This is a genomic window from Streptomyces sp. NPDC054975, from assembly GCF_053609105.1.
Window position 1 is genome coordinate 68,335 of sequence record NZ_JBSGWV010000029.1, and the last position, 13,034, is coordinate 81,368.

Consider the following 13,034-nt stretch of genomic DNA (forward strand, 5'->3'; position numbering starts at 1 on the left):
TTGTTGCGACAGCCGACGTCACGAGGAAGAGCCTTGAACCTGGACGACTTCTCCGATCTGATCGAGCGCCCCGACGGCGGGGTGCGGCGTGACGCCGAGGAACGCCGGGAGCGGCTGCTCGTTCCGCCCGGCGCGCTCGGCCGGCTCGACGAGCTCGGCGAGTGGCTCTCGGCGGCGCAGGGTTCGGCCAAGGTGCGGACCGTCGAGCAGCCGAAGGTGGTGCTCTTCGCGGGCGACCACGGGGTGGCCTCGCTCGGAGTGTCCGGCCGCCCGGCCGGTACGGCGTACGAGCTGGTCCGTGCGGTGCTCGACGGGGCGAGCCCGGTCGCGGTGCTGGCGCGGACGGCGAGCGTGCCGGTGCGCGTCGTGGACGCCGGTCTGGACTGCGAGCCGGAGCTGCTGCCCGCCGAGGTGGGACGGCACCGGGTGCGGCGCGGCAGCGGCCGGATCGACATCGAGGACGCCCTGACCGCAGAGGAGACCGAGGCGGCGATCCGGCTCGGGGTGGCGATCGCCGACGAGGAGGCCGACTCCGGCACGGATCTGGTGGTGCTCGGCGATCTGAGCGTGGGCGGGACGACGCCCGCCTCGACCCTGATCGCTGCCCTGTGCGGGACGGACGCCTCGGTGGTCACTGGCCGGGGCGGCGCGGGCATCGACGACCTGGCCTGGATGCGCAAGTGCGCGGCGGTGCGGGACTCGTTGCGGCGCGCCCGGCCGGTCCTGGGCGACCAGGTGGCGCTGCTCGCGGCGGTCGGCGGGGCGGACCTGGCGGCGATGACGGGCTTCCTGCTGCAGAGCGCGGTGCGCCGGATGCCGGTGATCCTGGACGGTGTGGTGGGCGCGGCCTGTGCGCTGGTGGCCCAGCGGGCGGCGTTCCGGGCGCCGGACTGGTGGCTGGCGGGTCAGGTCAGCGGGGAGCCCGCGCAGGCGAAGGCGCTGGACCGGATGGCACTCAACCCGCTGCTCGACCACGGCGTCACTGTGGGCGAGGGAACCGGGGCCTTGCTCGCTCTTCCCCTCGTCCAGGCCGCCGCCGCCCTGGCGGCGGAGCTGCCCGAGCGACCGGAATCGACCACTCCGGAGGATGCGCCGGACGGCGCGGCCGACGAGGAGAGCTAGACGGATCACGGCGCCGGGAGTCGTCCTCCGCCACGCGCGGACGACGGCTTCCGGCGCCCCGCCATGGCGAGCGATGCCCCATATGATCGCTTTTCATGGGAGAGGTCCGTTTGTCCACCGAAGGAACGCCCCGGGGCACCGTCCGTTCGCGGCGGGGGGCCGCGTTCGCCGTCTGGTACCTGCGCGCCGTCACGTTCATCAACTTCCTGAGCGCCGTGTGGGTCTCCCTCGGCCAGGACCTCCGCCGGCACAACACGGACGACTACTTCACTCCGTACATGCTGACCGCGGGCTTCGCCTCGGGCGTCTTCACGCTCTTCCTGGCGATCACCATGCGCCGCCGCAAACGCGCCGCGTGGATCCTCAACATCGTCCTCAGCGGGCTGTTCCTGCTGCTCTTCGGCTTCGCGATGTTCTTCCCCGAGATCCGGCAGCATGCCCAGAACTGGGTCTCGCTCGTCCTGACCGCCGCGTTCGTCCTCTCACTGATCGTCGGCCGCAAGGAGTTCTACGCGAAGGGCGACCGCTCCAACCCCTGGCTGGCCGCGACCGTGGCGGTCGGCGGCCTGCTCGTCACCTCGCTTCTCGCCGCCGCGCTCGTCACCCTCACCAACACCTCCACCGGCACCTCCACCTTCCTGGAGCGCTGGCGGTACGGCGTGATGCGGCTGGTCACCCTGGCCGCCGACGACGCGCGCTTCGACGGGATCGCCACCCCCGGCTGGGTCGACGTCGTCATCAACGTGCTCTCCACGCTGCTGGTCATCGCCGTGCTGTACGCCGCGTTCCGCTCCCGCCGGGCCGTCGACCCGCTGACCGAGGAGGACGAGGACAAGCTGCGGGCGCTCCTCGACAAGCACGGCGACCGCGACTCGCTCGGCTACTTCGCGCTGCGCCGCGAGAAGAGCGTGGTGTGGTCCCCGAGCGAGAAGGCCGCCGTCGCCTACCGGGTCGTCGGCGGGGTGTCGCTCGCCTCCGGAGACCCGATCGGCGACCCCGAGGCCTGGCCCGGCGCGATCGAGCCATGGCTCACCGAGGCCCGCGAGCACGGCTGGATCCCGGCCGTGATGGGCGCGAGCGAGGAGGCCGGCACCGTCTACGCCCGGCACGGCCTGGACGCCCTGGAGCTGGGCGACGAGGCGATCGTGGAGACGGACGAGTTCACCCTCGACGGCCGGGCCATGCGCACGGTCCGGCAGGCGTTCAACCGGGTCAAGCGGGCCGGGTACGAGGTACGGATCCGGCGCCACGAGGACATCCCCGCCGACGAGATGGACGCGCTGCTGCGCAAGGCCGACGACTGGCGCGACGGCGCCACGGAGCGGGGCTTCTCGATGGCGCTCGGCCGGCTCGGCGACCCGCGCGACGGACGCTGCGTGATGCTGGAGTGCACCGACGAACAGGGCGACCTGCGGGCGGTGCTCTCCTTCGTGCCGTGGGGCCCGAAGGGGCTCTCGCTCGACCTGATGCGCCGTGACCGGGACTCCGAGAACGGACTGATGGAGTTCATGGTCATCGAACTCCTCCAGCGCGCCAAGGAGATCGGGATCACTCAGGTCTCGCTGAACTTCGCCATGTTCCGGTCCGTCTTCGAACGTGGCTCGAAGCTCGGGGCGGGGCCCGTGCTGAGGATGTGGCGTTCGCTGCTCAGCTTCTTCTCCCGCTGGTGGCAGATCGAGTCGCTGTACCGCGCCAACGCCAAGTACCGACCGATCTGGGAGCCCCGCTTCATGCTCTTCGAGAAGAGCGCCGACCTGCTGCGCATCGGCCTGGCCGCCGGCCGCGCCGAAGGCTTCCTGGAAGCCCCGGGGCTGCCGAAGTGGCTGCACCGCAAGCATCTGGAGGGCCGCCGGTGAGATCCGCGCCGAAGCGGTTCGCGCGCCGCGAGTGGGGGCCGCTGTACGCGACCGTACGGACCGCGCTCGTCACCCGGCGAGGGCGTGCGATGGGGATGACGCTGGCCGCCGTCTCCCTGACCGCGCTCTTCCAGGTCGTCCAGAACCAGGGCTGGGGCTACCAGCCCGTCCAGAACATCGGGTCGGTGCGCGCCGAGGACCCGCTCTGGCTCGCGCTGCTGCGCACCCCGCTCTCGCTCTTCGTGCCCGCGCTCGACCTGCCGGTGTGGGGCGCGCTCGCGCAGGTCCTGCTGGTCTTCGGTATCGCCGAGACCTGTCTGAGGCGGTGGCGGACCCTCGCCATCGCCTATCTGGCGACGCTCGCCGGGACGCTGTACGCGCGCGTCGGCATCGCCCTCGGCCCCGACAGCCCGCTGGGGCTGCCCGCCTCGGACGCGCAGGTGGTGGACACCGGCCCGTCGGCGGCGGTGGTCGGCCTCGCGGTGTACGTCTGCTGGCGCTACCGGGCCTGGTGGACCGGGGCGCTGGTGGTCGTCGCGATGGTGGTGGAGGTGCTCGTCAAGACCAACCTCGCGGGCAAGGAGCACCTCGCGGCGATCGCCGCCGTGCTCGTGCTCGTGGCCGTCGTCGCGTGGCGCGAGCGCCGTCAGCCGCCGGCGGGACCGTCGGGCCCGTCGGAGCCCGAGGACCCCGAGCCGGGCGTGCGCCCCGGCACCCGCTCCTGGAAGCCGCCGATCACGTCCTGAGTCTTCCGGCGCACCCGGTCCCAGCGGCGGTCGTGCCGGTAGGTGCGCAGCCGGGACCGGGCCCGGGCCTTGTGGCGGCGGCGGTAGAGGTGACGGGACCACCAGGAGCCGGGCCGGGCCAGGCGTACGGCCCCGACGATCGCGACGAACGGCACCAGGGTCCCGATCACGGCCAGCCGGAACTTCCCCTTCACCAGTGCGATGAGGACGAAGAGGAAGTTCACGACCAGCGTGAGCACGAAGGCGGCCCGGTTCTGCCGCTCGTCCGCGGACAGATCGTTGACGCCGAGCGGCGAGAAGCCGCCGAGGGTCAGCACCACCAGGGCGGCGGTCAGGACGACCACCTCGACGCTCTTGCGGCCCTGGTCGCTCCAGTAGACGTCGTCGAGGTGCAGGATCAGCGCGAACTCGTCGAGGACGAGACCCGTGCCGATCCCGAAGACGGCCGCGAAGACGCAGGCGCTGACACCCTCGCGGCCGCTGGCGACCGCTCCGAAGCCGCCGACGACGGTGAGGACGACCCCCGGCACGACATGGTGGATGTGCAGCCCGCCTGCGCCCTGCACATTGCCGAACGGGCCCTTCCCCGCGCGGATCATCCGCACGATCGTCCGCGTGACGAAGAAGGTCACGACGAAGGAGAACAGGGCGATGAGCAGCGGGAGCTTCCCGGGCTCGACGAAGTTGGTGTAGAACCAGTGACCCATGCCACCCGCTTCCGATATGTGCGTGATGCGCAATTTACCGCGCGGGGCCCTGCCTTAACCTGCCCGGATGGACGGCCTGCGTTTCGCCTTCGGCACCCTCACCGTGCTGCCCGCCCGCGTCACCCGCTGGGACCGGAGCGCGGCGCGCGCCGGCATGCTCTGGGCCCCGCTCGCGGGTCTCGTCCTCGGCATGTTCGCGGCCGCGCTCGGCGGGGTGCTCCTGCTGCTCGGCTCGGGTCCGCTGCTCGCGGCGGTCGCCACGGCGGCCGTCCCGGCGCTGCTGACCCGCGGTCTGCACCTGGACGGGCTCGCGGACACCGCCGACGGCCTCGGCAGCGGGAAACCCGCCGAGGACGCGTTGCGGATCATGAAGCAGTCGGACATCGGACCGTTCGGCGTGATCACGCTGCTCTTCGTCCTGCTCGCCCAGGTCGCCGCGCTGTACCGGCTGTACGAGGAGGGCTGGGCGTACGGCACGGTCGGCGCCGCCCTCGCCGCGACCGTCGCCCGGCTCGCCCTGACCCACGCCTCCCGCGAGGGCATCCCGGCCGCCCGCCCGGAGGGCCTGGGCGCGATGGTCGCCGGCACGGTCCCGGCCCTCGCCGCGGCTCTGGTGACGGCGGCCGTCCTGGTGGCGTGCGCGGCGACGGGTCTCCTCTTCTCCCCGTACGACGCCCTGCGCCAGGTCCTCGCCACGGGCGCGGGCCTCGTGACGGCGGCGCTGCTGCTGCGCCGCTGCGTCCGGCGGTTCGGCGGGGTGACGGGCGACGTGTTCGGCGCGGTGGAGGAGACCGCGGGCACGATGGTGCTGGTGGCGCTGACGGTGGGGCTCGGCCAGGGGGACACCCCCTAGCCGTCGCACGGCGTGCGGCTCAGGCCGTGCGGGAGTGTGCCCCAGGGGTGGGCGCCCGTGCCGGGGACCGTGCAGTGGACGCGCGTGGTCGGGAGGGCGTCGTGGGGAGCCGCGTAGACCAGGTGGCAGTAGTGGTCGGCGACCGGGAGTTCGAGGCCGCGGTACGAGTCCCAGGGGCCCTCGAAGGTGACCAGCAGGTCGGCGAGTTCGGCGTAGCCGGGGTCGGGTTGCGCGCCGTGGTTGAGGACCAGGGTGCGGGCCCCGGCGGCGCGGGCGGCGACACCGATGCGGTGGACGTGGGCGAGGGCCTCGGACGCGGTCGGCACCTGGTCGAGGAAGGCGCCGTCGGCGCCGTACCAGTCGCGGTGGCGCAGGAGTTCGGCGACGACCTCGCCGTGCGGGCGGCGCCCGTAGGCGGTGTCGGTGTAGCCGAGGACGCGGGCCCCGGCGGCCCGGAGCCGCTCCGCGACGGCGGCGAACGCCGGGTCGGGGGCCGACCCGGCGCCGTTCGCGGGGTTGAGGACGACGCCGTACAGCGAGGACGCCGCCCCGACCACGGCGTCCCACGCCTCGGGGCGGTCGGCGGGATGCTCGTAGAAGGGCACGAGGAGGGAGGGGGTCACGGGCCTTCCTCAGACACGGTGGGCGGTCGGTCGGACGAGCCGGGCGCCGGTCAGGACGGCCATGGCGGCGGCCGCGATCGCGGCGACGAGCGGTCCCGAGGTCGGGGCGAGCGTCTGGGCGGCCGCCGCGAGGGTGCACACGGCGGCCGCGCCGCGCACCGCGCCGAAGGCCTGGAGGAGCAGGCCCAGCCAGAGCACCACACCGACGAGCAGCAGTCCCAGCAGCCCGGCGCCGTCCGGCGCGGGGCTGCTGGGCCACAGCAGGGCGCCGGCGGCGGCCAGGGCGAGGAGCACCGCGAGGTAGGCGCCGAGGCAGTGCGCGAGCGTCCCCGCCGCCGCCCACCGGAAGGCCCGTGCGCTCGTGAGGGTCCGCAGCCCGGCGAGGCTCTCGCGGCGGAAGCGGTGCAACAGCCACTCGGCGGGACCCATGGAGAGCGTGAGCGCCAACACGGGCCCCGCACCGGTCACCAGGGCGTCGCCGTCGCCCGCGTACAGCACCAGCAGTCCCGTGCCGAGGCCGAAGAGGCCGTACGGGACGGACGCGACGAGCGGCGGGCCCGAGCGGCGCCGCCGGGGGAAGCGGCGGCTCGGCCCGGTTACCGGGACGGCCCCGGCCGCCCCGGAGGCAGGCCGCCGCGAGCCGGGCCGACCCCGCACCGGCGCCCCGAGGCCGGCGCCGGAGGCGGGTCGCTCCGGGCCGCGGAGCAGCTTCGCCGCCTGGGCAGCGGCTGCGCGCGAGCCGGAGCGCCGCCCTCCGGGGGACGCGAGGCCCGCGGCTGCGCCCGGACGTCCCCAGCCGCGCAGCAGCTTCGCCGCCACGGCGGCGACGGCGCCGGGGCGCCTTGGACCGGAGGCGCGTAGCACCGCCGCCGCGAAGGTGACCGCCGCCGCGAGGGAGAGCAGCGGCAGGCCGGCCCTGAGGGCGTCGGGGAGGTCGTAGCGGAAGGCGGGTACGGCGCCGGCGAGCGGGGTGAGGGCGCAGAGCAGGGCGCGTTCGCGGCCGAGGACGAGCAGGACGGTCGCGGCCCCGAGGTAGAGCGACTGGCCGGCCGCGAAGACGACGACCGGCCACTCGCCGGGACCGGCGGCCGCGAGGGCGACCGCCGCGCCGGCGAGCGCGCCCGCCGGGGCGCCGAGGCGCAGGCTGCGGACGGCGGCGCCCCGGTCGCCGAGCCCGAGCCAGGTGTACGCCCGGTGGGAGAGGGCCTGGTTCCAGACCCAGCCCGCCACGGCCCCCGCGAGCAGTGGAACCGCCCCCGCCCCGCCCAGGAGCGGAGCGCCCAGGACGTACGCGAGGCCGGGCAGGGCGAAGACGAGGCCGCGCAGCAGACAGCCCGCGAGCCCGTGGTGCCAGGGGCCCGCGGCCATGATGTCCGGCTCGGGGTGGCGGCGCTCCACGCGCGCGTAGAGGTCCTCGGCCAGGGCGAAGGAGTCGGCGCGGCCGTAGGTGAGCCGGATGTGGTCGTCCGTCATGCCGTCGGACTCCAGGATGGCGGCTATCTCGTCGGGGTGCACCGCGTCGGCGGCCAACCCGGCGAGCCGGTCGGCGAGTTCGTCGAGGGGGTCGGCGGCCAGGGCCGCCGACCCCTCGGCCACCCGCTGGCGGGGGATCGCCGGCAGGGTGTCGCGCATCGTGCCGTTCTTCAGCCAGAGGGAGCCGCTCATGACAGGGAGCCTCCGCCGACGAGTTCCGGCCGCCAGGGGTCGGTGAGGCGCACCGTCCAGTCCTCCGGCTCCGGCGTGGCGGCGACGGGGACGCCGGCCAGTTCACGGTAGATCCGGCGGAAGCCGTCCACGGAGCGGTGCAGGGTGAACCGGTCGACGACCCGCTGCCGGGCGCTGCGTCCCAGTGCGGCCCGCCGTTCCTCGTCCTGCAGCAGTTCGGTGACGGCCGCGGCCATCACGGCGGGCTCACGCGGCGGGACGACGATTCCGGTGTCGCCGACGGCCTCCCGTACCCCGCCGACGTCCGTGGAGACCGTGGCCCGGCCGCACGACATGGCCTCGATCAGGGAGAACGGGAACCCCTCGCTGATCGAGGAGAGCATCACCACGCTGCCGGCCGCGTAGGCGCGGGCCACGTCGGAGACCCGCCCTTCGAAGGTGAGGCCGTCGGTCACGCCCAGCTCGGCGGCGAGCTTCTCCAGGCGGGTCCGGTAGTCCTCGTTGCCCGCGGGGACCGGGCCGAACAAGCGCAGCCGCAGTTCGGGGAGTTCGGCGCGGACGATGGCGTACGCCCGGATCAGCGTCTCCAGGTCCTTGATGGGGTCGACGCGGCCGCACCAGCTGAGGGTGGGGACCTCCGGCTCGGGCCCGGCGTACGGGAAGGCGTGCGGGTCGACGCCGTTGTAGACGGTCCGGATGCGGGCGGCGGGGGCGCCGCCGCGCTCCTCCCAGCGCCGGTTGTACTGGTTGCAGGGGGTGATGAGGTCGGCCTTGCGGTAGCCGAGGGTGTTGAGCTCGCGGTAGAAGCCGAGCATGAGGGCCTTGACGGGCCAGCGCTGGGCCTCGGTGCGGTAGCCGAGGTAGCGCTCGCGGAGGTAGATGCCGTGTTCGGTGAGCAGGAAGGGCACCCCTTCGAAGTGCTGGGCGGCGAGCGCCGGCAGCGTCGCGAGTCCGCTGGAGACCGCGTGCGCGACGCTGTCGTCGGGTATCCGGGCGGCGAGCGGCCGCAGCGCGTGTTCGAGCAGGTCGGTGGCGGTGAGCGCGTCGTGGATCGTGGGGCGGGCGGCGGCCGTCGGCAGATGCGGCATGGTCCAGATCCACATCAGGGAGCGCAGCACGCGTTCGGAGCGCAGGGCGGCGGTGAGCCCGCCGCGCCGGGCCAGTTCGGCCAGGGCGTAGAGCCCCTCGCCGAAGTCGCATCCGGCCTCGGGGTCGAGGATGGAGAGCAGGAAGCGCTCGTACGTGTCGGAGAAGCGGCGCCGCTCACCGCCGCGCGGGGCCCGGGCCCGCTCCGGGGCGGGGCCCCAGAGCGGGAAGGCGGTGTGCCGGTAGATGTTCGGCGGCAGCTCCCAGGTCACGGGTTCGCGGCCGTTGCCGGTGAGGGCGAGGACCTGGAAGTCGACCTCGGGCATGCCCCGGACGAGCTGGTCGCACCAGGTGCTCACTCCCCCGTGGACGTGCGGATAGGTGCCTTCGGTGAGCATGGTGACGTGACGGCCACGGCTCGGCATGTGCGTTTCCCCCCAGAACGTACGGTGGTCGGTCAGGCCGTCGGGAGCGTGAGCGTGGTCGCGGACTGGAGCGCCTCGGGAGCGGTCCAGGCCGAGCGGGCTCCGGCGTAGGCGGTGCCGAACACCGCCGTGCCGAGCAGGAGTTGCTTGCGGGTCCCCTCGGGGGCCGTGATCGGGGCGGTGACCCCGCCGGGTGCCTTGACGGTGACGGTGTTGCCGATGCGGTACGCGGTGACCTGGCCGGCCGCGAGCGCCCGGTCCCAGGCGGCCCGGCGGTCCAGCTCGACGCCGACGTCGCGCTGACGGGGGTTCACCAGGGGGGCGCTGTCGGCGAACAGGGCCCGGTAGTCGGCGAGGACCCGGTCGAGGACGGGGTAGAGGATGCGCTCCTCGGCCAGGTTGGACTGGTGGACGTAGTGCGGGCGGGGGTCGTTGGCCACCACGTGGGAGAGGGCCGTGCGGGCCTCCTGCGGGACGATGTGGGTGGCGTACCCGGTGGCGGTGTCGAGCGGGGCGGGCAGGCAGGTGGAGGCCGGGTTGGACTCGCAGATCCCGCTGCCGCCGTCGGCCCGCGCGGTGTAGATCCAGTTGTACTCGTCGGCCATCTCGGCGGCCGTGCCGACGTTGTAGTACACGTTCATGGGGTGGCGCGGGACGGTCTTCCCGGCGCCGACGGCTCGTTGGGCGGGTTCGCGGGAGTTGTCGCTCGCGAGCCACCTCACGCCGGTGTCGGAGAGCGCGCCGGCCAGGTTCGGGTTGTCGACGGGCTGCTGCGGCAGGGTCTTCAGGCCGGAGTGCTCGCCGGTGACGAGTTCGGACCTGTCGACGGAGATGCCCTTGCCGACGGCCCAGTTGTGGTTGTTCCGGATCTGCCCGGCGATCTCGGCGCGGCTCATCCAGAGGGTGGTGCCGGTGGCGTTCTTGGCGCACTGCCAGGGGACGGTGGTGGTGTCCTGGACGCAGCCCAGGAAGGGGTGGGTGTAGGTGTGATTGATCCAGCGGTACTGGGCTCGGTCGGCGATCAGCCGGGTGGCGAGCGGGTCGGTGCCGCCGTGCTCGGTCTTCCACTGCTCGCCCTGGCCGCCGTTGTAGACCATGTCGAGGGTGAAACCGGCCGACTTCTGCCAGGCGGCGGCGTACGTGGCGTCGGCGGCGGTCATCCGGACCGGGTTCTCGCCGGCCTCTCCGTCGCCGCCGGGGCAGTCGAAGTCGCCGGGGGTGCAGTTCCGTGCGGTGTTCCAGCGGGCGTCGGGGGCGAAGACGTCGTCGACGTGGACGGAGAAGTAGTTGCGGCTCTGCCCGAGGTGGACGCCGCCGGTGAGCCACTGGACGATGCCGCGGGCGAGAACCCGGAACTGCCGCTGGTACTGGTTGTAGGCGAAGGTGACGACGAGTTCGCGGCGCCCGTCGTGGGCGTACTCGCCGATCAGACTGGCCCGCCCGCCCTCCGCGACGGGCACGTCGAGGAGGCTGGTGAAGCCCTCGCGCGGGCGACCCGCGTAGCCGTGGCTCTCGGAGATCGAGGGGTCGTTGTCCTCGAAGGTCAGCGCCCCGTCGAGGTAGCGGAAGGGCCCGGCCTTGCCGGCGGCCGTGACGGCGGCGGAGGCGCCGTCGAGGGAGCCGGAGTACCCGCCCTCGCTGGTGTAGTCGAGCCCGACGCCGGGGTGGGCCCAGGTGTACGCGTCGACCTGCGGGATCCCGAAGGCCCTCTCGTACGCCGTGAGCGCGGCCTGCTCGGCGGAGTCGGGCCCGAAGGCCGACTCGTGGGGCAGCACGACGCCCTGGTACTTGGCCCGGGGGCGCCCCGAGACGGTGTCGCTGAGGAACGCGGCGTCGATGACCGGGCGGCCGGAATCGGCCAGATCGACCCGGCGGTACGGGACACCGGTGGAACGCAGCTCGGCGGTGATCGCCTCGACGGCGCTGCCGCCGTCGTCGACGACGAGGACGGTGAGGTCGACCCTCGGGACCGGCGGCGTGGCGGCGCTCGCACCGGCCGACGGGACGACGGTGGCGAGGAGCGCGGCGGCGACGAGCGCCGTGGTCCTGGCAGTTCGGGGCATGCGGGATCCGGCAGAGTCCATCGGAGTGGTGTCCCCCCTCGACAGGACCGCCGGACGCGGAGGACCTGTGGAGATGATGCGGATGGTGCAAAGGGGCGAGTGCCACCCTTGCGCGAATGAGGCGAGTGTGGAGGAGCGCCCGGCCTCCGCGCGGTAAACGTGAAAGAGACACCACGGATGAGTGAATCACCGTCGCCGTGAGCGAACACGAAGAGCGAGCGTAGGCTCGTTCTCGGCGCTCTCCGGGCCGAAATACGATGCGGCGGGCATGGTCGGCCCATCCCTCGACCGCCACAGAACTCAATGGAAGCGAGATTTCACCACCGTGACTGCTCTCACTCTCAGCACAGCCGGCGCCGCGACGCTGCGCGCCGACGCCCTCGTCGTCGGTGTCGCGAAGTCCGGCAAGGGCCTGGTCGTCGCCCCCGGCGCCGAGGCCGTGGACAAGGCGTTCGACGGCAGGCTCGCCGCCGTCCTGGAGACCCTGGGCGCCGCCGGTGCCGAGGGTGAGGCGACCAAGCTGCCCTCCCCCGCCGGTCTGAAGACCCCCGTCGTGCTCGCCGTCGGCCTGGGTTCCGCTCCCGAGGACGGCGCGTCGTACGGCGCCGAGGCGCTCCGCCGTGCCGCCGGTACCGCCGCCCGCACCCTGCACGGCGCCAAGAAGGCCGCGTTCGCGCTGCCCGTCTCCTCCACCGAGGACGCCGAGGCGATCGCCGAGGGCGCGCTGCTCGGTGCGTACACCTACACCGCGTACCAGGACTCCAAGAACGGCAAGGACGCCAAGAAGCCGCTGGCCGAGGTGGCCCTGCTCGGCGCCAAGCCGCGCGACAAGGCCCACAAGGCCGCCGCCGAGCGCGCCCAGGCGGTCGCCGAGGAGATCAACCGCGCCCGCGACCTGATCAACATGCCGCCGAACGACCTCTACCCCGAGACGTTCGCCGCCGCGGTCACCGTCGCCGGCAAGGAGCACGGGCTCAAGGTCCAGGTGCTCGACGAGAAGGCGCTCGAGAAGGGCGGCTACGGCGGCATCCTCGGCGTCGGCAAGGGCGCGGTCCGCGGCCCGCGCCTGGTCCGGGTCGCCTACACGCACCCGAAGGCGGAGAAGACGCTCGCCCTGGTCGGCAAGGGCATCACCTACGACTCGGGCGGCATCTCCCTGAAGCCGGCCGGCCACAACGAGACGATGAAGTGCGACATGAGCGGCGCGGCCGCCGTGTTCGCCGCCGTCGTCGCCGCCGCCCGGATCGGTCTGGCCGTCAACGTCACCGGCTGGCTGGCGCTCGCCGAGAACATGCCGTCGGGCTCGGCCACCCGCCCCGGCGACGTGCTGCGCATGTACAGCGGCAAGACCGTCGAGGTCCTCAACACCGACGCCGAGGGCCGGCTGGTCCTGGCGGACGCGCTGACCCGGGCCTCGGAGGAGAACCCGGACGCGATCGTGGACGTGGCGACCCTGACCGGCGCGATGGTGCTCGCCCTGGGCAACCGGACCTTCGGCATCATGGCCAACGACGACGACTTCCGCACCGCGATCCACGAGATCGCCGAGGAGGTCGGCGAGCAGTCCTGGCCGATGCCGCTCCCGGCGGACCTGCGCAAGGGCATGGACTCCCCGACCGCGGACATCGCGAACATGGGCGAGCGGATGGGCGGCGGTCTGGTCGCCGGTCTCTTCCTGCAGGAGTTCGTGGGTGAGGGCATCACCTGGGCCCACCTCGACATCGCGGGACCGGCCTTCCACGAGGGCGCCCCCTACGGCTACACCCCGAAGGGCGGCACCGGGTCCGCGGTCCGCACGCTGGTGAAGCTGGCGGAGAAGACCGCCGACGGCGAGCTCTGATCGTCGTGTGAGCGGCGGCGGCCCCGGGAGGTACCCCCTCCTCGGGGC

10 protein-coding genes are annotated in these 13,034 nt (G+C 73.6%); 5 read left to right on the plus strand and 5 right to left on the minus strand.

Annotated features, from left to right (window positions below):
- The first annotated feature begins 33 nt into the window (after window positions 1-33).
- From cobT to ACWF79_RS23715, 3 genes are all read left to right on the plus strand, one after another.
- Complete coding sequence (gene cobT / locus ACWF79_RS23705; protein ID WP_453730135.1) at window positions 34-1,122, plus strand: nicotinate-nucleotide--dimethylbenzimidazole phosphoribosyltransferase; 1,089 nt, start codon at window positions 34-36, stop codon at window positions 1,120-1,122.
- 95 nt (window positions 1,123-1,217) lie between these two features.
- The gene (locus tag ACWF79_RS23710) at window positions 1,218-2,978 is read left to right on the plus strand and encodes a phosphatidylglycerol lysyltransferase domain-containing protein (protein WP_453730136.1); all 1,761 of its coding nucleotides are present in this window, start codon (window positions 1,218-1,220) and stop codon (window positions 2,976-2,978) included.
- A complete protein-coding gene (locus ACWF79_RS23715) occupies window positions 2,975-3,724 on the plus strand; it encodes a hypothetical protein (protein ID WP_453730137.1) in 750 nt (249 codons plus the stop codon). The genes ACWF79_RS23710 and ACWF79_RS23715 overlap by 4 nt, the downstream gene beginning before the upstream one ends.
- Here the strand turns inward: ACWF79_RS23715 and ACWF79_RS23720 are convergent.
- On the minus strand, window positions 3,625-4,431 hold the full coding sequence (locus tag ACWF79_RS23720) for a hypothetical protein (RefSeq protein WP_453730138.1): 807 nt from the start codon (window positions 4,429-4,431) through the stop codon (window positions 3,625-3,627). The genes ACWF79_RS23715 and ACWF79_RS23720 overlap by 100 nt on opposite strands.
- Window positions 4,432-4,498: 67 nt before the next feature.
- On the opposite strand from ACWF79_RS23720, the gene ACWF79_RS23725 reads away from it, so the two are divergent.
- A complete protein-coding gene (locus ACWF79_RS23725) occupies window positions 4,499-5,284 on the plus strand; it encodes an adenosylcobinamide-GDP ribazoletransferase (RefSeq protein WP_453730139.1) in 786 nt (261 codons plus the stop codon).
- Here ACWF79_RS23725 and ACWF79_RS23730 read toward each other — a convergent pair.
- The 4 genes from ACWF79_RS23730 to ACWF79_RS23745 are packed head-to-tail and all read right to left on the minus strand — an operon-like array spanning window position 5,281 to window position 11,146.
- Window positions 5,281-5,907, minus strand: a complete 627-nt coding sequence (locus tag ACWF79_RS23730; protein ID WP_453730140.1) for a spherulation-specific family 4 protein — start codon at window positions 5,905-5,907, stop codon at window positions 5,281-5,283. The two genes, ACWF79_RS23725 and ACWF79_RS23730, sit on opposite strands and share 4 nt — an antisense overlap.
- Window positions 5,908-5,916: 9 nt before the next feature.
- Window positions 5,917-7,572 carry a hypothetical protein gene (locus ACWF79_RS23735; RefSeq protein WP_453730141.1) on the minus strand — a complete coding sequence of 552 codons (1,656 nt, stop codon included), beginning with the start codon at window positions 7,570-7,572 and terminating at the stop codon, window positions 5,917-5,919.
- On the minus strand, window positions 7,569-9,083 hold the full coding sequence (gene pelF, locus ACWF79_RS23740) for a GT4 family glycosyltransferase PelF (protein ID WP_453730142.1): 1,515 nt from the start codon (window positions 9,081-9,083) through the stop codon (window positions 7,569-7,571). The genes ACWF79_RS23735 and pelF overlap by 4 nt, the downstream gene beginning before the upstream one ends.
- Window positions 9,084-9,115: 32 nt before the next feature.
- Window positions 9,116-11,146 (minus strand): hypothetical protein, encoded by a 2,031-nt coding sequence (locus tag ACWF79_RS23745; protein ID WP_453730143.1) that lies wholly within the window; start codon window positions 11,144-11,146, stop codon window positions 9,116-9,118.
- 325 nt (window positions 11,147-11,471) lie between these two features.
- On the opposite strand from ACWF79_RS23745, the gene ACWF79_RS23750 reads away from it, so the two are divergent.
- Window positions 11,472-12,986 carry a leucyl aminopeptidase gene (locus ACWF79_RS23750; RefSeq protein ID WP_453730144.1) on the plus strand — a complete coding sequence of 505 codons (1,515 nt, stop codon included), beginning with the start codon at window positions 11,472-11,474 and terminating at the stop codon, window positions 12,984-12,986.
- Window positions 12,987-13,034 lie beyond the last annotated feature (48 nt).